A 21,830-nucleotide genomic window follows, 5' to 3' on the forward strand; every position below is an offset into this window, starting at 1 on the left:
GTTTCAACATAAGTATACTGCAAAGGTACGGCTTATGCGGGGCAAAGCGAAGTTATACCTTATATTTTGGCAGGCGCTATACCTGGAATCTCGTTTACTCCTGCTGGGTTTCAGAAATAGCTTCCGGTGCGGTGTTGTCAGATTTTGTATGCTGCTTGTGCGCCACGTAAGCGCCGATACCAAGCCCGACCAAAAAGCCGGCAAAAGCAAAAGCGATGATCCATTTTCTTAAGCGAAGAGAGAGGGAATAGGTGTTGGGTTTCATTGATGGAGTTTTGCAGTTGGGAATCGTTCAAAGAAGTCGCGCTGTATTAAGTTGTAATATAATAAATTGCCTCACCCATGCTTTTGCCGAAACTGTAAATAGCAAAAGCCGAAGCGGCAAGTAAGATTGCTTTGATGGTTATCGGTGTCAGGTATAGGTTCCCTTTTTTCATAACGGATTAGCGTGTTAAGTTAAAAATAAGTTCGCCAATACTGCTTCCGACCTGTTCTCCTGCTATGAAAACTATAATAAGCGCTATTATGATTGTAACTATTCTAACTGATTTTTTCATAAGTCAGATATGCTAGTCTTCGTTGTCAAAAGCGGCGTCATTAAAACCTTCCAGGAGTCTTTTGGCTTCCTCTTCATCCTGCCCGGAAATAATCAGTTTCACTGGATTGAAGCCGCCCGAAGCAACCTGCCAGGGTGCAATGCTGCCCATGTGCTCGTTTTGCATGAACACGTAAATGCTGTGGTTCTCAAGCATATTTTTGATGACGGCCGCCCGGTGGAAGTCGCCGGAGAAGATAACGATGGGTTTGGTTTGATCTGAAGGAGTCATGTTTTCAAAGCTGTTGCTTTCTAAAGCTAGTGAATTACAATCAGACTTACATGGCCGATGCAGAAAAAAAGGCGAAGCCGCTACAGCCTCGCCTTTCATGCGTTTCAGGTATACCTGACTTAGAATTTCATGATCACCTTTTCGATGATATCGCAACACTCGTGCAGTTGCTCCTCGGTCATCACAAGCGGCGGTGCGAAACGGATTATGTCGCCGTGCGTTGGTTTGGCCAACAGGCCATTCTCCTTCAGTTCTACGCACACATCCCAGGCAGTGCGGCCGTCAGCTGCCGGCTGAATCACAATAGCATTGAGCAATCCGCGGCCACGTACCAGTGTTACCACTTCGGGGCGTTTTACCATCAGTTGGTTCATGCGGTCCCGGAAGATCTCCCCCATTTTATAAGCATTCTCTACCAGGTTCTCATCTTTTATCACCTCCAAAGCAGCAATAGCCACAGCGGCAGCCATCGGGTTGCCACCAAAAGTAGAACCGTGTTCACCCGGCTGGATGCACAGCATAATATCGTCGTCGGCCAGAACACAAGACACCGGCAGCACACCACCCGAAAGTGCTTTGCCCAGTATCAGAATGTCGGCTTTCACGTCGTCGTAGTACGTAGCCAGTAGCTTACCCGTGCGGGCTATACCTGTCTGAATCTCATCGGCCATCAGTAGCACATTATACTCTTTGCAAAGCGCATGCGCCTTGGATAAGTAGCCGTCCTGCGGCACTACCACACCCGCTTCGCCCTGAATCGGCTCCACCAGGAAACCGCACACATTCGGGTTTTCTTTCAGGGCTGTTTCCAGTGCTTCCAGATCATTGTAAGGAATTACTTTAAAGCCCGGCATGTACGGACCAAAGCCTTTGGTAGAGTCCGGGTCGGTAGAAAAAGAGATGATGCCCGTAGTGCGGCCATGGAAGTTGCGCTCTACCACAATGATCTCGGCGTTATGCGAGGCGATGCCCTTTTTCAGATAACCCCACTTGCGGGCCAGTTTGATAGCGGTCTCTACGGCCTCGGCACCCGAGTTCATGTAAAGCGCCTTGTCGTAGCCAAACAGCTCGCAGATGTACTTCTCGGCTATACCTAACTTGTCGTTGTAAAAGGCGCGGGAAGTAAGTGTGAGCTGTTTTGCCTGTTCGATCAGGGCGTTGATGATGTGCGGGTGGCAGTGTCCCTGGTTCACGGCGCTGTAGGCCGACAGGAAATCATAATAGCGTTTGCCTTCCACGTCCCACAGGTATACGCCTTCGCCTTTATTGAGTACCACCGGCAGTGGATGGTAGTTGTGGGCGCCGTATTTTTCTTCGGTTTCGATGGCCTGTTGGCTGGAAGTAATGGATAGCGTGCTCATAGTTGATGTGTTAAAAAAGCTGTTTTCTGAAACTCGGGACAGGGCTGCGCCACAGGCTGCAACTCCGAACCTATATCTACAGGGTTTCTGATGATTTGTTGTAAATATAGCGATAAACAGCCTGAATTATACCTTTGCCCGGAAACTAGGCCTACGCGCGCCTTGTTTGCCCTTTCAGGCATTGTCTGAACACAGTGTAGAAGCCCTCGGGATCATACTCAGCGTAAATGTTGGTCATGATGCCGAACTGGTTGTCATCGGTGCGGAAGCCGTATACCTCCTCTTCGCCATTCTGCGCAGAAGGCGAAGGCACGACATGCCGCTCGATCAAGGTAAGTTGGGCAGGGGAGATGGACTTGCTCAGTTCAGAGCAGTATACCTGCCGGTGCTGTATGCTGAAGGTATTCACGAAGCCGCGGGAGCGCATGACGGATACGGCCTCACTCAAATTGTTGAAATGGGACATAGTTTATATGGTTTAGGTATTGAATGCGCGGCAAGGAACAATATCTTGGTTAACGGGTATTGTGAGGAAGGTATAGAGAGAAGCACAGTTATTTGGTGAGCGTCCTGATTTTGCCGATATTTGGCGTTCAAAAAGAAGTATAGCCGTGAGCGATCTGAAAGAAGGAGAGGATTTTTACTTTGAGCGGGGACTGATGGTGCTGACGGCCAAGTACCTGCTCAAGCGTGGCTACTGTTGCTGCAACGCCTGCCGCAACTGCCCTTATGGCTTCACTAAAAAGAAGAAAGAAGCCGGAGAGAAAGGTTCGGACAAGGTATAGGCGATGCAGTTTAAAGGCCTTTGTAGCTGTTTTAGAGCATGTTTTGCTAAAATTATCTGCTATGCCTTTGACATTGTGTTTCTTTTTATAGATATTTGCACCCCTATTGAAATAATTTAGAAGAAAATACAAGATGGCACGAGTTTGCGATTTAACCGGAAAGAGAGTACAAGTAGGAAATAACGTTTCTCACGCTAACAATAAGACAAAGCGTAAGTTCTATCCGAACCTTCAGAAGAAGCGTTTCTACATCCCTGAGGAAGATGCTTGGGTAACCCTTAAAGTTTCTACTTCAGCATTGAGAACAATCAACAAAAACGGTATTTCTGCCGTTCTGAAGAAAGCAGTAGAGCAAGGCTTCATTATGTACTAATGGCAGCCTTCCGGCTGTGCGTACTGTTATGCTGGCTGTCCTTTACGGCAGTAGCGCAACCGCACGCAGGCTCAGGAAAGCCATCTGATACTTTAGATAAAGAGTTTCATCGGCAACGGAGAGAGGTCCTGCGGCAACAGCTGCCCCCTCGCTCCGTTGCCGTTCTTTTTGCCAGTCCCGTGCGCAACCGCGCCAACGACGTGGACTACTACTACCATCCCGACCCTGACTTCTACTACCTGACCGGCTATACCGAGCCGAGTGCGGTGCTGCTGCTTTTCCAGAGTCCGCAGCACGTGAATGGCAAGCAGGTGCAGGAATTACTGTTCGTGCAGCCCAACGACCAGATGCAGGAGTTGTGGAACGGTAGCAGGCTAGGCGTAGAAAGAGCAGAAAAGGAACTAGGTATAGCCACACTTGCGAACACCGACTTTGCCGGCTTTAAACTCGACACGACCAACCTGCAGCACATCCTGATCAAGGAATTGCCGCATGACGTGCGCGACGATGCAGCTGACGAAGCGGACTTGTTTAGCCTGCTCGGTCAGTTCAAAACGAAAGTAAAGTACCCGGCCAACTTCAACGCGACCCGCAGCATGCTCTACGGCATTGTGCGCGAACACGGGTTGGGGCAGACAGAAGGAGTAGCTGCCTATATACAGGAGGCCATGCAACGAGAGCCGGAACTGAAGAACGACAAGTCACTACAAGGTTACCTGCAAGCCAAAGACATGCGCTCCCGCACTAAAGCCGTGGCTGCTATACCTAATCATAAACTCGACGCTTTCACACTCGACCTACTACTGGACGGCATGCGGGAAGTGAAAACCGAGGCGGAAATCAATCTCCTTCGCAAGGCGGCAGGTATGTCAGCCATCGGGCAGATAGAGGTAATGAAAGCCTTGAAGCCGGGCATGTCCGAAATGGAAGTGCAGGGTATACACGAGTTTGTGTTCAAAAAATACGGGGCGCAGCATGTAGGCTACCCGAGTATAGTTGGGGCCGGCAACAACGGCTGTGTGCTGCACTATACCTCCAGCGCCAAGCCGGCTATACCTGGCAACGAACTGGTATTGATGGATGTGGGAGCTGAGTACCTGGGCTATACCGCTGACGTGACACGCACTATACCTGTCAATGGCAAGTTTACCAAAGCGCAACGCGCCATTTATGAACTGGTATTAAAGGCGCAGGAGGCGGGTTTTCAACAATGCAAAGTGGGCAATGCTTTTAACGCCCCGCACCAGGCTGCAGAAGCCGTAATTGCTGATGGGCTGGTGAAGCTGGGCGTAATCAAGAAAAGAGAAGAAGTGCAGCGCTACTTTCCGCATGGCACCTCGCACTACCTGGGCCTGGATGTGCACGATCGTGGCAGCTTCGGGCCTTTCCAGGCAAACACAGTCATTACCGTGGAACCGGGCATTTATATACCCGAAGGTAGCCCTTGCGACAAGAAGTGGTGGGGCATCGGCGTGCGCATCGAAGATGATATCCTGATCACAGAAAAAGGCTGGGAAAACCTCTCGAAACTGGCGCCACGTACCGTAGCGGAAATTGAGAAGACTATGACTCAGCCGAGCGCTTTGGATGGTTTTAAATTGCCAGCTTTAGAACATTAGTAGTTAAGGCGACCATCAGGTATATTGCATACTTGTTCAGGTATAAAGAAGATGGATGCAAACTTTAATGAAACAGTACTCTGCTGTGTTATTGGCGCCTTACTTATCCTGCAGATGTATATCGTGTGGGACATATACCGGAAAGACTTTAGAAGCGAGTGGGGCAGAACGCTGTTCCTGGCGGCTGTGATGCTGATTCCTATTGCTGGTATGCTACTGTATGCCCTTTTGTCCCACAGATTTCTGAAAGAGCAAGACGCATAAGCAGGTATAAAAGGGTACTTCTGGCAGCTCGAAAAAGCTTCTTTAGAAAAATTTATACTTTGTTTGTAATTAGAGATTTAAGCTTGTATATTTGCAGTCCTAAATAAAAATTTACTGTTGAGATGGCTAAAAAAGCAAAAGGTAATAGAATCCAGGTAATTATGGAGTGCACAGAGCATAAAGCGACTGGCATGCCTGGAACTTCAAGGTACATCACTACCAAAAACAGAAAGAACACAGCTGAGCGTTTAGAGCTTAAGAAGTATAACCCTGTGTTGAAAAAAGTAACTGTACACAAAGAAATTAAATAACCATGGCTAAGAAGGTAGTTGCAACCCTAAAGACCGCTACAGGTAAAGATTGGGCAAAAGTGATCAAAGCCGTTAAGTCTCCAAAAACTGGTGCTTACAGCTTTAAAGAAGAGATGGTGCCTGTTGACAAAGTACAGGAGTTCCTTAAGAAGTAATTAAGCCTACTCTACTATACATAGATTGAATACATGAAAAAGTCCCTTTACCGGGACTTTTTTAGTATATTACCGTATCACACCGAGATAGTCTCACCCTACAAAACACGCAAATGGGAATTTTTGACTTTTTCAGCAAAGAGCAGAAGAAAGAATCGCTCGATAAAGGTCTTGAGAAAACCAAAACCAGCTTTTTCGGGCAATTGAGCAAAGCAGTTGTTGGCAAATCCACGGTAGACGTGGAGGTGCTCGACGAACTGGAGGAAATTCTGGTGCATGCGGACGTAGGAGTAGAGACGACGGTAAAGATCATCGACCGCATTGAGAAGCGTGTGGCCCGCGACAAGTACGTGAGCACCAGCGAACTCGATAGGATTCTGCGTGAAGAGATTGCGGCTTTGCTCGGGGAGAACCGCGCCGGCGACGGCGCTAACTTCGATCTACCGGCAGGTATAAAGCCGTACGTGATCATGGTTGTGGGTGTGAACGGCGTGGGTAAAACCACTACCATCGGTAAACTGGCATCGCAATTCCATAAAGCCGGCAAAAAGGTTGTGCTGGGTGCTGCCGATACCTTCCGTGCCGCCGCCGTGGATCAGTTGATCATCTGGGGCGAGCGTGTAGGTGTGCCGGTCATTTCGCATGGCATGAACACCGACCCAGCCTCTGTGGCCTACGATGCCGTAAAAAAAGGAGTAGATTCAGGCGCCGATGTCGTGATTATTGACACGGCGGGCCGACTGCATAACAAAGTGGGCCTGATGAACGAACTTTCGAAGATCAAGCGTGTGATGCAGAAGATAACAGAAGACACGCCGCACGAGGTTTTGCTGGTGCTCGACGGAAGCACAGGCCAGAACGCCCTGATACAGGCTCGTGAGTTCACCAAAGCCACCGACGTTACGGCGCTGGCCATCACCAAGCTCGACGGTACGGCCAAAGGTGGTGTGGTGATCGGTATCTCCGACGAGTTTAAGATTCCGGTGAAATACATCGGGGTAGGCGAGAAGATTGAAGACCTGCAATTGTTCGATAAGAACCAGTTCGTAGAGTCGTTCTTCTCCCGCAAATAAATTTTTGCTGTTGCCTGTATGGGAAAATTGCTGCTGATAGGGCTCTCATTGTTGCTGACCGTTTGTAACGGCACTCAAAGCACCTTAGGCCAAGAAGGCGAAGCGCAAAACACGCAGCAGGAGCTGAAAACGCAAACCGGGCAGCAGATGCAGATCAAGCAAGGTATACAGGGGCAGATACTGTGGGAGGCAGGCAACCAAATGCCATCTCCGGACGCGCCGCCCAGCCAGCCACGTGGCGTAGAGCGCACAGTCTACATCTACGAGCTTACCAACAGCACGCAAACCACATCCCAGGACGGTGTTTTTCACACCAACATTCAAACTAAACTCATTACGCAAGTGGAGACAGACGCCAACGGCAACTTTGCAGTTCTTCTGGAGCCTGGCAGGTATAGCCTCTTCACAAAAGAAGAACAAGGCCTGTACGCTAACCTTTTTGACGGCGAGATGAACATTTTTCCGGTGGAGGTGCAGGAGGGTAAAGTAACGACGGTGGAGTTTCTGGTGAATTACAACGCGTTTTATTAAGCACATGCAACTATGTGGCTGGTTACCGAATGAGCCTCCTGCAGCATGCTCCATTACTTCTAAAAAGTCCGCTTTGTTTATTTTAAGATCTTCGTTTTACCTGGGTATTTGTAGATGATTGAGAGCGAAGATAGTATGATGGAGATGGTATACGAAGCTGTACCGAACATCCTGAGTGTGAGGTGGGCGGATGAGCTGAGTGTTGAGTCTGCCCGGTTTTTCCAAACCATCGTTACACTGTTCACTGTTATTCAGGAGAAGCAGGCGGCTAACCTGATTATTTCGTCAGGAAAGCCGTCGGGGGGCGTACTCACCGAGGACATCATCAACCATTTCATCCTCAACATTCCCCATACTCCCCTAAAGCGCATCGCCATGCTTGAGTCTCCTGATTATCTCTGGGACTCAAACCTATACCAGGTGATTAATCTGTTGATCGTCAACTATCAACTGCCAATTGAAATCGAAGTAGTGAAAGACGAGTCTGCTGCCAGGAAATGGTTCAGCCAATCGGCCAAAGCTTGAAAAAAGAGGTATATCAGCGCGTGGAGGTATAACAGTGGCTACAACGCGGTGTCGTAAAGCAGGTATAGCTCCGAAAGTACAGCCTGCTACACCTGCGACGTTCTTTTATTAGCCAAACTTGTTGTACTTTTGCAGTTCATTTGCCCAATCGAACTAATGCCGAGCCGCAATGGTTTTGAGTAATTGGGAATTACCGTGCTAATACATAGATAAGTGAAAGTAAGAAGTTTAAAGAAAGACAAGGTAAACGTCATCACGCTGGGTTGCTCTAAAAACCTCGTGGATTCGGAAGTGCTGATGGGGCAGCTGCGTGCCAACGAGATTGACGTGGCGCACGAGTCTGCAAACGACGATTCGAATATTATCATCGTGAACACCTGCGGCTTTATCGACAATGCCAAGCAGGAGTCTATCGACACCATTCTGCGCTATGCCGATGCCAAGGAAGCAGGTCAGATTGACAAGCTATACGTAACCGGCTGTTTGTCGCAGCGCTATAAGGACTCCCTGGAAGCAGAGATTCCACAGGTCGATGCCTACTTCGGAACGCTCGAAATGCCGCAGCTCCTCAAAAAACTGGAGGCAGACTACAAGCACGAGTTGATTGGTGAACGATTGATTACTACTCCTTCGCACTTCGCCTATTTTAAGATAGCTGAAGGCTGTAACCGTCCCTGCTCTTTCTGTGCTATACCTTTGATGCGTGGCAAACACGTGGACCGTCCGATTGAAGACCTGGTGAAGGAGGCAAAACGATTGGCCAGCATGGGCACTAAAGAACTTATCCTGATTGCCCAGGACCTGACTTACTACGGATTGCAGCACTACGGGGAGCGCAAGCTGGCCGACTTGCTACGCAATCTGTCGGATGTGGAAGGTATAGACTGGATCAGAATGCAGTACGCTTACCCATCGCAGTTCCCGATGGAGGTGTTTGACGTGATGAACGAACGCGAAAATATCTGCAAGTACCTGGATATGCCTTTGCAGCACATCTCTGACAATATGCTCAAGACCATGCGCCGTGGCATCAGCAAGCGCCGCACCATAGAGCTGGTGGATCAGATTCGTCAGCGTGTGCCGGACATTGCTTTGCGTACGACATTGATCGCAGGTCACCCGGGCGAAACCGATCAGGATTTTCAAGAGCTGTACGACTGGGTAGAGGAGACGCGTTTCGAGCGTCTGGGCATTTTCACTTATTCACACGAAGAAAACACCCACTCCCATACCTTAGAGGACAACGTGCCGGACGAGGTGAAGCAGGAGCGTGCCGATGCTATTATGGAATTGCAACAAGGTATATCGGTAGAGCTGAACGAAGAGAAAATAGGCAAAACCTACAAGGTGTTGTTTGACCGTAAAGAGAGCGGCTACTTCGTGGGCCGTACCCAATACGACTCGCCGGAAGTAGACAACGAAGTGCTCGTGCCAGCCGACAACCAGTATGTGCGCATTGGCGACTTTGCCAACGTGAAAATCACCGACTCCTCGGACTTTGACCTGTATGGCGAAATCATACTTTAATTTTTGCTAAGAATTAAGCGTTTAACTCACGTATAGACAATAATTAAAGGAAATCCCTTGGATGCTGCGGCAAACCTGGGATCTCCTTTTTTGATTATAGCCCGGAATTGCGTATTATGGTTTTTCGAACCTACATATATACAAAACATAGACTTTTCTCCGAAGGTCTTTCTCTCCCAGATGCGTCACATTAAACTACTCACCACCGATTCGCTTACCCTCGAATACAACGCTGTGGAAGACTACGTTGTAGCTACCTGGCATGGCACCTTTACCAGCGATGTCATCAAGCAGGGGTATGAGCAGATACTATTTTTTGTGCAGAAAGAGCGCTGCCACAAATTGCTAGACAACCATTACGACGTTCAGGGCCTTTGGGTAGAACTGACTGACTGGCTGGCGTTTGACTGGCATCCGCGGGCCGAGCAGGCAGGGCTGCAATACCATGCAGCCGTCTACTCGCAGGACTACTTCAGCCGTCTCTCCACCGACAGGGCCATGAGCATGGTGCGGGATGGTATTGCCAAAGGCTTCGAAACGACCGAAAACGCCGAGGGCTGGCTCAACTCCGTGTAAACTACTTTAGCACGTATTTGCTCAGCACCTTGTAGGCCTCGTTTACATTGTCGCCTTTGCGAAACTCCTGCTTAATGGTGGGTGTGGCTTCACCTGTCAGCCAAATCTTCAGTTCGGCGTCGAAGTCCATCATGCCGGCACTCTCTTTCGAGAACATTTTGATGCTGGCATACGGCACGCTCTGATACTCAATCTTGGAGCCTGTCAGCCCTTGCTTGTTCACCACGATCAGCCGCTTATTCGTGAACACGAGCATGTCACGGATCAGGCGAAAAGCTTTTTCGATTTGCTCGTCATCAAGCAAAATAGGCTGAAATTCTTTGGTGAGTTTCTCGACAGGCACCGCCGAAGCATGGCCTAATAATCCGTTTAGTAGTCCCATATAGTTGATTGAATAAAAGAATATTTGACAAAGGACAAAAGACCAGTGCAAGTATAGCCCGGCGGGTATCACTCTGCAGGATTCGTCCAAATGTGTATACGCACAAACTCCTGATTCCATCCGCTTATACCTGTTTTCTATCGTATCGGCTATATATCAATAATAAAAAAACGTACTTTGTGGCTAACTTAGGTGAGCGCGCTTTGTTATACCGTGCAGGTAGCTACACAAGCGCAGGGCCACAAAACAAAGCAGATGGAAGTAACTGATATGAAAATAACGAAGGTGGACTATGCCACCACAGGCGCCTTCTCCCAGACAATAGCTGATTACCTTGCCCAAAGCGAAAAGCTGCGGACTTTCTACCATCGCTTCCCGACACTGGAGGCCTTTGGTAAGCAGATCGAGGAAAAGCGATTCACCGAAGTCCAGCGCCATACCTTGTATCAGGCTTTGCTGAAGCAGTATAGTGCTGTTGCCGAAGTTCACCCTGCTGTGCAGCAAAACCTGGAACTGTTGCGGCAGCCCAATACCTATACCGTTACTACCGGCCACCAGCTCAATATTTTCACCGGTCCGCTTTATTTTGTGTACAAGATCGTGACGGCTATCAACACCTGTCGCCAGCTGAAGGAGCAATACCCGGATGCTAACTTTGTGCCGGTGTACTGGATGGCTACCGAAGACCACGACTTCGCGGAGATAAACCACTTCAACCTGTTCGGCAATCGCTATACTTGGGAGTCGGACCAAACCGGTGCGGTGGGCCGTTTCTCAACAACTGGTTTGGACAAGGTGCTGGAAGAATTACCGGAAGCTTTCCCTGTTTTTGAAGAAGCCTACCGCAACAGCAGCACCCTGGCCGATGCAACCCGCGCCATTACGCATGCCCTGTTTGGGGAGTATGGTTTGGTGAGCATCGACGGTGACGACAAAGAACTGAAGAAGGCACTGCTACCTGTGGTGGAACAAGAACTGACTGAGCAGCTATCGAATAAGTTAGTAGAGGAAACGAACACACAACTGGAGCAACTTGGGTATAGGCCACAGGTGTTTTCACGCGAGATTAACCTGTTTTACCTGCAGGATGGTATGCGCGAGCGTATTGTGCAGGAAGGCGATAGGTATAAAGTACTCAACACCGACCTGAGCTTCTCGCAGCAGGAAATACTGCAGGAGGCGCAGCAGCACCCGGAGCGCTTTAGTCCGAATGTGATTTTGCGCCCGCTCTACGAAGAGATGGTACTGCCGAACCTGGCTTACATTGGCGGTGGAGCCGAAGTGGCGTACTGGTTCCAACTGGGCAAGGTGTTCGAGGCCCATCAGGTAACTTTCCCGATCATCATGCTGCGCAATTCGGCCCTGTATATCAGCAAGCCTAACGCTACCCGCATGCATAAACTGGGTCTGCAGCCACTCGACTTGTTTCAGGATTACCAGGAACTCAAAAAGAAACTCTCGTCGCAGCTGCACGAAGCAGAAATTAACTTAGAAACCCAACGCGATGCTGTGTCGCAAACTTTTAAACAGGTAGAGGAACTAGCCGCAGGTATAGACCCGACTTTGGTGAAAGCCGTAGCGGCCGAACAGCAGAAGGCTATTAACTCTTTGCAGATGCTCGAGAAAAAGCTTTCCAAGGCCCGCGACAGCAAGCACGAACAAACCTTTAAGCAGCTCGAGAACCTGAAAGACAAACTCTTCCCGAACGGCAGCCTGCAGGAGCGTCAGGATAACCTGCTCTCATACCAGACCAATCACCCGAACTTCATACCTGCGCTGGTAGAGGCTTTCGACCCGTTGGAGTTTAAATTCACGATACTGGAGGAGGAGTAATGCGAAAAGCTGAGCTGCGAAAAACCATGCTGCAACGCCGCCGGACCCTGTCCGTTGACGAGGTGGCCGTGCGGAGCCAGCGCATCGCCGATTTGTTTTTCCAGCAGTTTGCGCTAAAAGCGGGGCAGACGGTGCACTTGTTTTTGCCCATCATCAAAAATAATGAGGTAAATACCTGGGCCATCATTGAGCGGCTGCGGCTGGAGTACCCCGAAGTGCGAGTGGCAGTGCCTGTAACTGATGCTATACAAAACGTGCTCACCCACCATCACCTCACCGAAGAATCGGTGCTGGTGGAAAATGCCTGGGGTATACCGGAGCCGAAAGATGGGCAGATCATACATGCCAACGAGGTAGACCTGGTGCTGATTCCTTTGCTGGCTTTTGATAAGCAGGGCCATCGGGTAGGGTATGGCAAGGGTTTCTACGACCGTTTCTTGGCCGAATGCCGCCCTGATGTGGTGAAGATAGGCCTTTCGCTGGAACCGCCCGTGGAGCACATTGCCGACCCCAACGTATACGACGTGCTACTCGACTTTGCCATTACCCCGCAGGGTGTCTGGCCAGACGCTATACCTTAGTTTTTTCTTGGCGAGTGACTTTCATATGCCCAACATTATTATTCCTAAACAAAAAGCCCTGTTGCATTGCTGCGACAGGGCTTTTTGTAAGTAACGCGGTTGGCGTTTATTTCTTTTTGCCGTTCACCACCTGGCGCAACTGAGATACAGGGCCAAATTCAGCCTGCTCAATTGTTTTGCCGCCGAGGTAAATTTTGCGCAGCTGCACTTCAACAGGTGCCATGGTGCGGGTCATGTCGGAGCTTACCACTTTGGTGTAAAACTCGCGGGCCTCTACTACAGCGCCACGCTCAAACTGGTGTCTCGACTCGTTCTTGTTTACGGGCAGACCAGGTATAACCTGATATGTCGTGCACACTACTTCATACTTCGCCTTGAATGGGGTTACTAAAGGCTTCACCACTTTCTGTAATAATTTCTTCATTTTGCTTCCTGTTGATTTGCTTTCACTGCTCTAAGACAATGCAAAATAAGACTTAATTCCAGAAATAAAACAATTTTTGTGGCAGCGCCTGAAAAAAAATTATCGAAATATAAATGTAAGTGTCTGTTTTATACTTTGTTAAGATAAAACATTGTTGTAATGGCCTAAAAATAAGCAGCTTGGTATAAATCGAAGTTATACAGCATGTGTGCTGTACCTTGGCAACATACTTAACAGGCTACTATAGGATGATTCGCAACTTGCTGATATGCTATTTGTTAGCTTGTTCCAGGGGGTCGGGTGTTACCTGCGTTTTCTGCAGCAGGCGCTCTATGTCCGGTGTTATCTTCTCAGGTTTGGTAATCGGAGCGTAGCGTTTTACCGGTTTCCCGTTGGCATCGATCAGAAATTTGGTGAAGTTCCATTTCACACGGCTACCCAGCAGACCACCCAGCTCTGATTTCAGGTACTGGAACACCGGGTGGGCGTTGTTGCCGTTTACATCTACTTTTTCCATCACTGGAAAACTCACGCCATAATTGATGAGGCAGCCCTGTTCTATTTCTTCTTTACCGCCGGGCTCCTGGTTGCCAAACTGGTTGCAAGGGAAGCCAAGAATGACCAAACCCTCGTCTTTGTATTGCTTATAGAGGTTTTCCAGCCCCTCGTACTGAGGCGTGAATCCGCAATTACTGGCAGTGTTCACCACCAGCACCACTTTCCCCTTAAAGTCTTCCATGTTCACTTTCCTGCCCTGCAATGATGTGGCCGAGAGATTATAAAATGGACTATTATTATTTTGATTGTTCATCGTTCGTTTGGGTATGTTTTCTACTTCAGGTATACTATACCTCAACCGAAAACGAGGGAAAAAGTTTTATTCGACTGGTCTGATGCCGCGTGTCATTTCGCGTTTTCCCGGAGGGCCTGGCAGGGCTTCAACTTCAAAACCGGCTGCTTTGAGGCTGCGCTTAAACGAGCCCTTGGCACAATAGGTAACCAGTACGCCGCCGGGGCGGGTGGCCTGGTATAGCTTGGCAAACATCTGGTCAGACCACAGTTCGGGCTGCTTCTCTGGAGCAAAGGCATCGAAGTAAATTAGGTCGTAATAGGCGCGCGGTGGCACGAATTCCTCGAGTGTTTCGTGGATCTTTTGCAGCGTAAAGTAGGGGATCACATCAACCGGCTCGTTCCAGGGGGCCTGGTGCAAACCCAAAAATGCATCGTGCAGCTCCGGATTCAGGATCACTTGATCAAACTGCAGTTGCTCCACCACGTCCATGGTCAGCGGAAACTTCTCCAGCGTATCATATTGGATAAACGCTTTTTGAGCCAACGCAAAAGGGTAGGTGAGAATAGCGTTGAGGCCGGTGCCAAATCCTACCTCCAGTATTTTGATGTCTTTACGGAGATTAAGCACATACTCCAGTCCATGCTTAATGAAGACATGCTGCGACTCCTGCAAAGCGCCATGCACCGAGTGGTAGTGCTCGTTCAATTCGGGCACATACAGGGTGTTGGAGCCGTCTTTGGTCTGCCTGATTTCGAGATGCATGATTATTTATTTACTTTACAAATGTAAGCAATGCTTTGTCCTGTCCGCAATAAATAATGATTAATGATTAGTGAATAATGGCCGATGCGATGAATACATGTGCACGACCTATTCCTGCATGGTGATAAAAACCTACCAACTATTTAACAATTCAACAATTTAACCATCTAAATATGCCCCGCATCAAAGTAGCTATACCTGCACATGTTTCTTTTGAGACCACTATACCGGTGCGCATCACAGACCTGAACTACGGTGCCCACCTGGGTAACGATGCTTTGCTCTCTATCCTGCACGAGGCACGACTTCAATTACTCAAGCACTTCGGCTATACCGAGCTCGACCTGGGCGGCGCGAGCCTGATCATGGCTGATGTGGCCATCGAGTACAAGGGCGAAGGCTTCTATGGCGATGTGCTGACGCTGCGGCTGGCTTTCGGCGATGTGCACAAGTATGGCTTCGATATTACCTACCACGTGCTCAACCAAAACGACAAGGAAGTAGCCCGCGCTAAAACAGGTATGCTGTGCTTTAACTACCAGCAACGAAAATTAATGGCCCTGCCCGACGAAGTAAAAGCCCGGATTGAAACTAAAGCCTAAGTATTTTTGTAATTTTGTGGTATGAATTTGATTGCAGATATACCCGTTTTAACTAAAAAAGACATCCGTAAGCTGTCACTCGACGACTTAAAGGCCTGGCTCGTGGAGCAGGGCGAGAAAGCGTTTCGTGCCAAACAGGTCTATGAATGGATCTGGAAGCACTCAGCGCAGTCGTTTGAGGAGATGAACAATGTGAGCCTGGCCCTACGCGAAAAGCTGGACCAGCACTTTGCTATTAACGCCGTGCAAGTGGCTACCAAGCAGATCAGCAACGACGGCACTATCAAATCTGCTTTCAAGCTACACGACGACAACATTGTGGAAGGTGTGCTTATACCCCACGAGGAACGTAAAACTGCCTGCGTGAGTAGCCAGGTAGGTTGCTCGCTTACCTGCAAGTTCTGCGCTACCGGCTACATGGACCGCGTGCGCAACCTCGATGCCGCAGAGATTTATGACCAAGTAGTGCGCATCAACCAGCAAAGCCTGGAGCAGTATGGCCAACCGCTTTCCAACATCGTGTACATGGGTATGGGCGAGCCGATGCTGAACTATGCCAACGTGATGAAGAGCATCGAGCGCATCACAGCGCACGACGGCCTAGGTATGGCCGCACGACGCATTACGGTGAGCACAGCAGGTATAGCCAAAATGATTAAGAAGATGGCCGACGATGGCGTGAAAGCCAACCTGGCCCTGTCGCTGCACGCCGCCAACGACGAGAAGCGCAACCAGATTATGCCGATCAACGAAACGAACTCGCTGGAAGCGCTGACTGATGCCCTCAAGCACTTCCATGAAGTGACGGGTCGTAAAGTGACTTATGAGTACATCGTATTCCAGAACTTCAACGATACCCTGCAGGATGCCGAAGAACTGTATCGTTTCTCCAAAGTTATACCTTGCAAGATCAACCTGATCGAGTATAACCCGATTGAGAACGCTGACTTTAAAAATACTGACGAAGACCGCTGGCAGAACTTCATTTACTACCTCGCCGATCGTGGCGTACAGGTGAACGTGCGCCGCAGCCGTGGCAAAGACATCGATGCTGCCTGCGGACAGTTGGCCGTAAAGGAGAAACAGCCCGCTTAAGGTATACCTCACACAAATACAAAAGGCCCCTGCTATACCTGTAGCAGGGGCCTTTTGCTATACCTGAGTTTACGACTAACTAGCTTTGTTAAACCTGCCTTCGGGCCTTGGTCTGCCGCTCGATAAGTCGTGCGGGTTGTCGGTGATCTCCTGCTCTCTGAACAGCACGGCATGGGCCTTCGGCCGTATCTCCTGTCCAAACTCAGCGGCATACTGCTGGGTAAACTCCGCCCCGAACAGCACGATAAGCGACGAATAATAGATCCAGACTAAAATGACGATAATAGAGCCTGCTGCCCCGTAGGCCGAGCCCGGATCGCTGGTGCTGATAAACCAACTGATCAGAAATTTGCCGATGGTGAACAGTAGTGCCGTGATCAGAGCGCCTACCCATACATCTCGCCATTTAATAATAGCATCGGGCAGGTACTTGAAAATGAGTGAAAACAGGGCCGTGATAATGGCAACTGACAGAACGAAGTCCATGGTCTTGATGAGGTAGTAAAGTACATCCGGCGATATGAACTGTAGGTAGTTGTCGAAGATGTCACGGAGGTAATCGCTCAGAATAGAGATGACGGCACTCAGCAAGAGCGACACCAGCATCAGCAGGGCGATGCTCAGCACGATGCCAAATGAGAACAGTCGTACCTTCAGCATCTTCACGATACCGTTTGTTGGCTTCGGCTTCACATTCCAAACCCGGTTCAGTGACTCCTGCAGCGTTGCAAAAAACGTAGTAGACGCAAAAATAAGCGTGCCTATACCTATCCAGAACGCTATGCCGCCTCCTTCGCTCACAGCCGCATTCTGCACAATGGTCTCAATGGATTCGGCTGCGCTCGGGCCTATTGCCCCTGAAATCTGATTAGACAGTTCACCAGAGACGGCCTTTTCACCAAAAAAGAACCCAGCCGCCTGTATGATGATGACCAGCAGGGGGGGAATAGAGAAAATAGCGTTGAAAGCGAGCGCCGCCGCAAGCATCAGGGAGCCATTATCCAGAAACCCGTTGAAAGTGTTCTTTGTGAGAGGGAATATAATGCCGGTTATAGATTTCGTCATATCGCTTTTCTGTATCAGAATAGCTTTTTGATACGGCAGCGATAAATGTTAGGTTGGAAATGCTAGCGCTTATCGATGGCGTCGGCGAGGTTGCCATGTGCGCTCACAGCAGCCTGTATACCTGCCATGCTCAGGAAAACGTTCTCAAGCACCAGCGGCCCCGCGCAGCAGCACCGTGGCGGTATCTTGCGCAGGTATAAATCCGTACACGGGAGCGAACGTAAAGTATAGCCCGATGTCGCTACGAAACCTCCTCCAACCGTTGTTGCTGTTCCTGCTGCTGTCCGGCTGTGACCAAAGCCCCAACGATAAAGCCAAAAGTATAGCCTCGGAGGTGATGGAAAACATGGGTGGGGAGAAAGGCTGGAACGACACCCGCTACCTTGCCTGGACTTTCAACGACCAGTACCAGGTGTGGGACAAACACCAGAACCTTTTCCGTTGGGAGCAAGACAGCCTCGTGGCCATTATCAACATCGACACCAAGGACGGCAAAGTATACGTAGAGGGCCAGGAGCTGCAGAACTCGGAGGAGAAACAGAAGCTGCTGGAGCGCGCCTATGCCCTCTGGATAAACAACTCCTATTGGCTCGTGATGCCCTTTAAGCTGCAGGACGAGGGCGTAACGCTCCGGTATGTGGGCGAGGAGCAAACCATGGATGGGGCCCCTGCCGATGTGCTGGAGATGACCTTTGCCCAGGTTGGCCTCACGCCACAGAACAAATATAAACTATGGGTGGATAAGGAGCAGGGGCTGGTAGCGCAGTGGGCCTTCTTCCGAAGCGCAGAGGATGCCGAGCCCTCCTTTACCCGGCGCTGGAGCGATTACAAAGACTACGGAAGTATAAAACTGGCCTCCGACCGCAGCAACTCCCAAGGTGAGTTCAAGCTAACCGACATAGCCGCTCCAGCTGAGGTGCCGGATAGCGTGTTCAGCAGCCCCACGCCAATAGAGAAACTTTAGTTCCTTGGGTACAGGGAACAAGGATCATTTTATACTGGTCCGGTACAGAAGAGAAGAAACGGGAAGGACTGCCATACCTGGCAGCCCTTCCCGTTTTTAAAAAGTCTTGTGTCTAAGTCCTGCGTCCGGAACTAGAGCTTATCAATGGTGGCCGTGAGGGTACCGCGTGTATTCACAACGGCCTGTATACCTGTCGGGCTCAGGTAGATGTTTTCAAGTGCCAGCTCGCTGACGGCACCACGCAACAGCACGGCTTCGTGCAGGCGACCTGACTGGTTCAGCGTCTTCTGCAGCATATTTCGCACATCGGTCAGCTGGCTCTGCACCGGTATGTTCACCTGACTCTGGATCATCTCCTTGAATTTGTTTTTAACGAGCCAGTTGGCCGTGTTCAGCAGCATGTCTTTGGTGTCGAAGTCGTAATCCGCGTCGCGAAGTTTGATGGAGGCGGTCTGTGGATCGTAGTAGGGCGTGCCGCGTAGGTATAGCTTGCCGACCAACTTTTTGGTGAAGAGGCCTGCTTTGGTTTTCCCATCCACATCCAGCATCAGGATCAGCTGCTCACCGCTCGGGGTGATGGCGGCGTCTTTCACGGTAAGCTGACTTTTACCGTCGTCGAAGGTATAGGTTTGGTTGGCCACTTGTTGCTGTAGTAAGCTGCTGGCATGGGTATAGGGCACGGTCGCGGTCAGCCCGATCTGGATGTCGTCGTTCAGGCGGCTGTCGATGATAAGGCGGGGCAGGTTCTTGTTTACTTGTGTCTGTGGTTTGCCGTCGGTACTCACCCGTATAAATGAGCTGATGCCGAGGCGGGTGTGCAGACTACCATTCTCAGCATATAAGGGCGCCATTCGCACTTCCTGCGGACTCACGGTGAGCCAGGCATTCAGGTTGTTGTCCAGCTTCACGGGCTGCTGCATTTGCACCCAGGTATCGGCCACGTACTGGCGCAGGTTCAGGCGGCCTTGTATTTCCTTATCTAGCTGACGGGCGATCGTGTTCATCTGCTGCTTCATGGCAGGCTCTATAAAGCGCGAAAGTCCGATCTTGAGCGGACCCAAATGAATGAAAGGCTTGGTGTTACCCCACTCAAAATTGCTGCTCGTGCTCGTGTTCACTTTATAATCGTCGGTCAGGCCGAAGCGGCTTTCAGTTTGCACGACCATATCAAAAGAAGTAGACTCGGTTTTGCTGAACGAAGGGCAAGCCTTGCAGGGATTCCAGTTCCAGCGGCCTTTGGCGTATACCTGCAGCGGCACACTAAAGTAGAGTTTATCCTTCTCAGCCCGGATGGTCATGCGGCCCTTTTTGAGCACCGTCACCATCAAGTCGTCGTCGTCCAGGTTATCATCTTTGTAAAGCGTGCCCTGTATTTCCTGGTTGAGTTTGTCTTCGATGGCAGACAGCGGAATGGAAACAGGTATGCTGATGGAAGAGAGCTTCGGCTGGTAGACGGGCGCATGCGCCACGGTAGCCGGTGGGGCAATAGCATCAAGGCGGGCAGTACTGGAGCAGGCCTGAAAAGTGAGCAGGCTGCCTAATACGAATAAAATAAAAACCAGCTGTAGAGTCGTGAGTCGGAGCACGCGGTATAACCTTCTAAATAATGGCGCAATTTACGGCTTTTGCACCTGTGCTATACCTATGCAAGGTATAGCAAATCAGGATTCCTGACCAGCAGGTTGCAGGAGCCGGGTCAGCATAGCGCGGATGCCTTCTTCGGTGTCAACAATGCCGCACTCCTGAATTGTTCCTTTCAGGTAGGAAGCAAAAAATGGCGTACCCGTTAGCTTAACCTCCTGACTAGACACAGGGTTTTCGCTGGCACTCATGCGCGAGAAGGTAATGTTGTTATATTGATGTTCGGTAGAAAGCTTCTGGAAAGAAGGGGAAAGTTTTTTGCACACCGGGCAAGCCGGGTCCGTGAACTTCACGATCACTCTTTCTTTTTCAAATATCAGCTGGCGCAGCTTGTCGTCATTTATATCAGTTACAGTCATGGTCTCGTATTTTGTAGTCGCATACCTGCTGCGGCCCTGCGACAGCACTTCTGTAACTTATAGACGTTTTGTGCAAAATATAGGTTAACTGCTGAATAAGAAAACAGCCGCCAACAAGATGCAGACGGCTGATTATACAAGTGTAGCTAATCTTTAATCTTTATTAAAATACAAATCCAAGGCGGAGGCATTCATTGGCAAATGGAAAGCAAAGGCTATAGGCGCGTCAACTCCTTTTTATACTTGTAATACTATATAGTCTGAAGCAAATGTTGTGCCTAATTATTACAGGTAGTGTCCGGGTATGATAAGATAGTTTAGTGAGTAAAAAAAAACGGATGATGCTTTTGCACCACCCGCTTCGGTTATGCTTTGAAACACTATACCTACGCCACTGTCTGCTCTTCCTTCATTTTCTTCAGGTTCAGGAGCATATCCTCCGTCATCGCGTCCAGGTCGTAGGCCGGTTTCCAACCCCAGTCTTGTTGGGCGGTGCTGTCGTCAATGCTTTGCGGCCACGAGTCGGCGATTTGCTGACGGTAGTCGGGCTTATAGGTAATCTTGAAGTCAGGTATAAACTTTTGGATTGATTCGGTGATTTCCTTTGGCGAGAAGCTCATCGCGCTCAGGTTGTAAGAGTCACGAATCTTTACCTGCTCAGCCGGGGCATGCATCAGGTCCAGTGTTGACTTGAGCGCATCCGGCATGTACATCATCGGCAGGTAGGTGTCTTCGCTGAGGAAGCACTCGTATGTTTGGCCTTCCAGAGCTTTGTGGTAGATATCCACAGCATAGTCGGTGGTGCCGCCGCCTGGCAGGGCTTTGTAGCCAATCAGGCCCGGGTAGCGGAGGCTGCGCACGTCCAACCCATACTTCTGGAAGTAATATTCGCACCAACGCTCACCAGCTTGTTTACTGATGCCATATACCGTGTTCGGGTCCATGATGGTATGCTGCGGTGTGTTCTGGCGCGGCGTGTTCGGGCCGAAAACGGCGATAGAACTTGGCCAGTATACCTTCTGCACCTTGTGCTCCAGCGACAGGTCCAGCACGTTGAACAGGCCTTCCATGTTCAGTTTCCAGGCGAACTTTGGATTCTTCTCGCCGGTGGCCGACAGCACTGCTGCCAGGTGGTAAATCTGCTTGAATTTATATTTGGAGGCCAGTTCGGCCAATACGTTTGTGTCCAGCACATCCACTTTCTCAAATGGGCCTGAGTCGCGGAGGTCAGCTTGCTTGGGAGCCGCAATGTCGGCTGCCACTACATTAGACCCGCCATACATGTTGCGGAGCTCGAGGGTGAGTTCAGAGCCAAGTTGTCCGCAGGCACCAATCACCAATACCGTGTCACTTGTGTTTGCCATAGTCAGATAAATTATTTGCACAAAGTAACCGATTTCAG

The 21,830-nt window shown here is 49.8% G+C and carries 29 protein-coding genes; 16 read left to right on the top strand and 13 right to left on the bottom strand.

Annotation, left to right across the window (positions count from 1 at the left end; genetic code table 11):
* Positions 1 to 94: 94 nt before the first annotated feature.
* From K3G39_RS11420 to K3G39_RS11435, 5 genes are all read right to left on the bottom strand, one after another.
* A complete protein-coding gene (locus K3G39_RS11420) occupies positions 95 to 265 on the bottom strand; it encodes a hypothetical protein (protein ID WP_220626297.1) in 171 nt (56 codons plus the stop codon).
* A 46-nt stretch (positions 266 to 311) separates the two neighbouring features.
* Complete coding sequence (locus tag K3G39_RS20875) at positions 312 to 437, bottom strand: hypothetical protein (RefSeq protein WP_255594256.1); 126 nt, start codon at positions 435 to 437, stop codon at positions 312 to 314.
* A gap of 132 nt (positions 438 to 569) precedes the next feature.
* On the bottom strand, positions 570 to 827 hold the full coding sequence (locus K3G39_RS11425; protein ID WP_220626298.1) for a putative signal transducing protein: 258 nt from the start codon (positions 825 to 827) through the stop codon (positions 570 to 572).
* Positions 828 to 946: 119 nt separating this feature from the next.
* Positions 947 to 2,188 carry an ornithine--oxo-acid transaminase gene (gene rocD / locus K3G39_RS11430; protein ID WP_220626299.1) on the bottom strand — a complete coding sequence of 414 codons (1,242 nt, stop codon included), beginning with the start codon at positions 2,186 to 2,188 and terminating at the stop codon, positions 947 to 949.
* A 151-nt stretch (positions 2,189 to 2,339) separates the two neighbouring features.
* Entirely contained in the window at positions 2,340 to 2,654 is a 315-nt protein-coding gene (locus K3G39_RS11435) for a hypothetical protein (protein WP_220626300.1), read from the bottom strand.
* Positions 2,655 to 2,799: 145 nt separating this feature from the next.
* Here K3G39_RS11435 and K3G39_RS11440 point away from each other — a divergent pair, with 145 nt between their 5' ends.
* The 11 genes from K3G39_RS11440 (at position 2,800) to K3G39_RS11490 (ending at position 9,927) form a co-directional block, all read left to right on the top strand.
* Positions 2,800 to 2,973 (top strand): DUF5522 domain-containing protein, encoded by a 174-nt coding sequence (locus K3G39_RS11440; RefSeq protein WP_253401136.1) that lies wholly within the window; start codon positions 2,800 to 2,802, stop codon positions 2,971 to 2,973.
* A gap of 133 nt (positions 2,974 to 3,106) precedes the next feature.
* Positions 3,107 to 3,346 carry a 50S ribosomal protein L28 gene (gene rpmB, locus K3G39_RS11445; protein WP_007652245.1) on the top strand — a complete coding sequence of 80 codons (240 nt, stop codon included), beginning with the start codon at positions 3,107 to 3,109 and terminating at the stop codon, positions 3,344 to 3,346.
* Complete coding sequence (locus tag K3G39_RS11450; protein ID WP_220626301.1) at positions 3,346 to 4,965, top strand: aminopeptidase P family protein; 1,620 nt, start codon at positions 3,346 to 3,348, stop codon at positions 4,963 to 4,965. The genes rpmB and K3G39_RS11450 overlap by 1 nt, the downstream gene beginning before the upstream one ends.
* A gap of 51 nt (positions 4,966 to 5,016) precedes the next feature.
* Positions 5,017 to 5,229, top strand: coding sequence for a hypothetical protein (locus K3G39_RS11455; RefSeq protein ID WP_220626302.1), 213 nt, complete (start codon positions 5,017 to 5,019; stop codon positions 5,227 to 5,229).
* A 122-nt stretch (positions 5,230 to 5,351) separates the two neighbouring features.
* Positions 5,352 to 5,540 carry a 50S ribosomal protein L33 gene (gene rpmG, locus K3G39_RS11460; protein ID WP_007652246.1) on the top strand — a complete coding sequence of 63 codons (189 nt, stop codon included), beginning with the start codon at positions 5,352 to 5,354 and terminating at the stop codon, positions 5,538 to 5,540.
* A 2-nt stretch (positions 5,541 to 5,542) separates the two neighbouring features.
* Entirely contained in the window at positions 5,543 to 5,695 is a 153-nt protein-coding gene (locus K3G39_RS11465) for a DUF4295 domain-containing protein (RefSeq protein WP_007652248.1), read from the top strand.
* 113 nt (positions 5,696 to 5,808) lie between these two features.
* Positions 5,809 to 6,768 (top strand): signal recognition particle-docking protein FtsY, encoded by a 960-nt coding sequence (gene ftsY, locus K3G39_RS11470; protein WP_220626303.1) that lies wholly within the window; start codon positions 5,809 to 5,811, stop codon positions 6,766 to 6,768.
* Positions 6,769 to 6,786: 18 nt separating this feature from the next.
* A complete protein-coding gene (locus K3G39_RS11475) occupies positions 6,787 to 7,299 on the top strand; it encodes a carboxypeptidase regulatory-like domain-containing protein (RefSeq protein ID WP_220626304.1) in 513 nt (170 codons plus the stop codon).
* A gap of 114 nt (positions 7,300 to 7,413) precedes the next feature.
* Positions 7,414 to 7,824 carry a hypothetical protein gene (locus K3G39_RS11480; protein WP_220626305.1) on the top strand — a complete coding sequence of 137 codons (411 nt, stop codon included), beginning with the start codon at positions 7,414 to 7,416 and terminating at the stop codon, positions 7,822 to 7,824.
* A 213-nt stretch (positions 7,825 to 8,037) separates the two neighbouring features.
* The gene (gene rimO, locus K3G39_RS11485) at positions 8,038 to 9,351 is read left to right on the top strand and encodes a 30S ribosomal protein S12 methylthiotransferase RimO (RefSeq protein ID WP_220626306.1); all 1,314 of its coding nucleotides are present in this window, start codon (positions 8,038 to 8,040) and stop codon (positions 9,349 to 9,351) included.
* 180 nt (positions 9,352 to 9,531) lie between these two features.
* Positions 9,532 to 9,927, top strand: coding sequence for a hypothetical protein (locus K3G39_RS11490; RefSeq protein ID WP_220626307.1), 396 nt, complete (start codon positions 9,532 to 9,534; stop codon positions 9,925 to 9,927).
* 1 nt (position 9,928) lies between these two features.
* Here K3G39_RS11490 and K3G39_RS11495 read toward each other — a convergent pair whose 3' ends face one another.
* Positions 9,929 to 10,309 carry a PH domain-containing protein gene (locus K3G39_RS11495; RefSeq protein WP_220626308.1) on the bottom strand — a complete coding sequence of 127 codons (381 nt, stop codon included), beginning with the start codon at positions 10,307 to 10,309 and terminating at the stop codon, positions 9,929 to 9,931.
* A 270-nt stretch (positions 10,310 to 10,579) separates the two neighbouring features.
* Here K3G39_RS11495 and bshC point away from each other — a divergent pair, with 270 nt between their 5' ends.
* Together bshC and K3G39_RS11505 are read left to right on the top strand one after the other, a co-directional pair.
* Positions 10,580 to 12,142, top strand: a complete 1,563-nt coding sequence (gene bshC / locus K3G39_RS11500) for a bacillithiol biosynthesis cysteine-adding enzyme BshC (protein ID WP_255594257.1) — start codon at positions 10,580 to 10,582, stop codon at positions 12,140 to 12,142.
* The gene (locus tag K3G39_RS11505) at positions 12,142 to 12,723 is read left to right on the top strand and encodes a 5-formyltetrahydrofolate cyclo-ligase (RefSeq protein WP_220626310.1); all 582 of its coding nucleotides are present in this window, start codon (positions 12,142 to 12,144) and stop codon (positions 12,721 to 12,723) included. Before bshC ends, K3G39_RS11505 begins: the two co-directional genes overlap by 1 nt.
* Positions 12,724 to 12,829: 106 nt before the next feature.
* On the opposite strand, the gene K3G39_RS11510 is transcribed toward K3G39_RS11505, so the two are convergent.
* The 3 genes from K3G39_RS11510 to mnmD all read right to left on the bottom strand — a co-directional run bounded on the left by K3G39_RS11510 (position 12,830) and on the right by mnmD (position 14,702).
* Entirely contained in the window at positions 12,830 to 13,147 is a 318-nt protein-coding gene (locus tag K3G39_RS11510) for a hypothetical protein (RefSeq protein WP_220626311.1), read from the bottom strand.
* Positions 13,148 to 13,418: 271 nt separating this feature from the next.
* Positions 13,419 to 13,958, bottom strand: coding sequence for a glutathione peroxidase (locus K3G39_RS11515; protein WP_220626312.1), 540 nt, complete (start codon positions 13,956 to 13,958; stop codon positions 13,419 to 13,421).
* Between the two features lie 66 nt (positions 13,959 to 14,024).
* Complete coding sequence (gene mnmD, locus K3G39_RS11520) at positions 14,025 to 14,702, bottom strand: tRNA (5-methylaminomethyl-2-thiouridine)(34)-methyltransferase MnmD (RefSeq protein ID WP_220626313.1); 678 nt, start codon at positions 14,700 to 14,702, stop codon at positions 14,025 to 14,027.
* Between the two features lie 173 nt (positions 14,703 to 14,875).
* On the opposite strand from mnmD, the gene K3G39_RS11525 reads away from it, so the two are divergent.
* Both K3G39_RS11525 and rlmN read left to right on the top strand, forming a co-directional pair.
* Positions 14,876 to 15,304 (top strand): thioesterase family protein, encoded by a 429-nt coding sequence (locus K3G39_RS11525; RefSeq protein ID WP_220626314.1) that lies wholly within the window; start codon positions 14,876 to 14,878, stop codon positions 15,302 to 15,304.
* A gap of 21 nt (positions 15,305 to 15,325) precedes the next feature.
* A complete protein-coding gene (gene rlmN / locus K3G39_RS11530; protein WP_220626315.1) occupies positions 15,326 to 16,399 on the top strand; it encodes a 23S rRNA (adenine(2503)-C(2))-methyltransferase RlmN in 1,074 nt (357 codons plus the stop codon).
* A gap of 75 nt (positions 16,400 to 16,474) precedes the next feature.
* On the opposite strand, the gene K3G39_RS11535 is transcribed toward rlmN, so the two are convergent.
* Complete coding sequence (locus K3G39_RS11535; protein WP_255594258.1) at positions 16,475 to 17,464, bottom strand: YihY/virulence factor BrkB family protein; 990 nt, start codon at positions 17,462 to 17,464, stop codon at positions 16,475 to 16,477.
* A gap of 235 nt (positions 17,465 to 17,699) precedes the next feature.
* On the opposite strand from K3G39_RS11535, the gene K3G39_RS11540 reads away from it, so the two are divergent.
* Positions 17,700 to 18,428: a hypothetical protein gene (locus tag K3G39_RS11540; protein WP_220626316.1), complete on the top strand. Its 729-nt coding sequence runs from the start codon at positions 17,700 to 17,702 to the stop codon at positions 18,426 to 18,428.
* Between the two features lie 131 nt (positions 18,429 to 18,559).
* On the opposite strand, the gene K3G39_RS11545 is transcribed toward K3G39_RS11540, so the two are convergent.
* The 3 genes from K3G39_RS11545 to K3G39_RS11555 all read right to left on the bottom strand — a co-directional run bounded on the left by K3G39_RS11545 (position 18,560) and on the right by K3G39_RS11555 (position 21,792).
* The gene (locus K3G39_RS11545) at positions 18,560 to 20,014 is read right to left on the bottom strand and encodes a DUF4403 family protein (RefSeq protein ID WP_220626317.1); all 1,455 of its coding nucleotides are present in this window, start codon (positions 20,012 to 20,014) and stop codon (positions 18,560 to 18,562) included.
* Positions 20,015 to 20,089: 75 nt separating this feature from the next.
* Positions 20,090 to 20,428 (bottom strand): co-chaperone YbbN, encoded by a 339-nt coding sequence (locus K3G39_RS11550; protein ID WP_220626318.1) that lies wholly within the window; start codon positions 20,426 to 20,428, stop codon positions 20,090 to 20,092.
* Between the two features lie 386 nt (positions 20,429 to 20,814).
* The gene (locus K3G39_RS11555; RefSeq protein ID WP_220626319.1) at positions 20,815 to 21,792 is read right to left on the bottom strand and encodes an NAD-dependent epimerase/dehydratase family protein; all 978 of its coding nucleotides are present in this window, start codon (positions 21,790 to 21,792) and stop codon (positions 20,815 to 20,817) included.
* Positions 21,793 to 21,830: the final 38 nt, after the last annotated feature.

It is taken from the genome of Pontibacter sp. HSC-14F20, from assembly GCF_019599265.1.
Classification (GTDB): domain Bacteria; phylum Bacteroidota; class Bacteroidia; order Cytophagales; family Hymenobacteraceae; genus Pontibacter.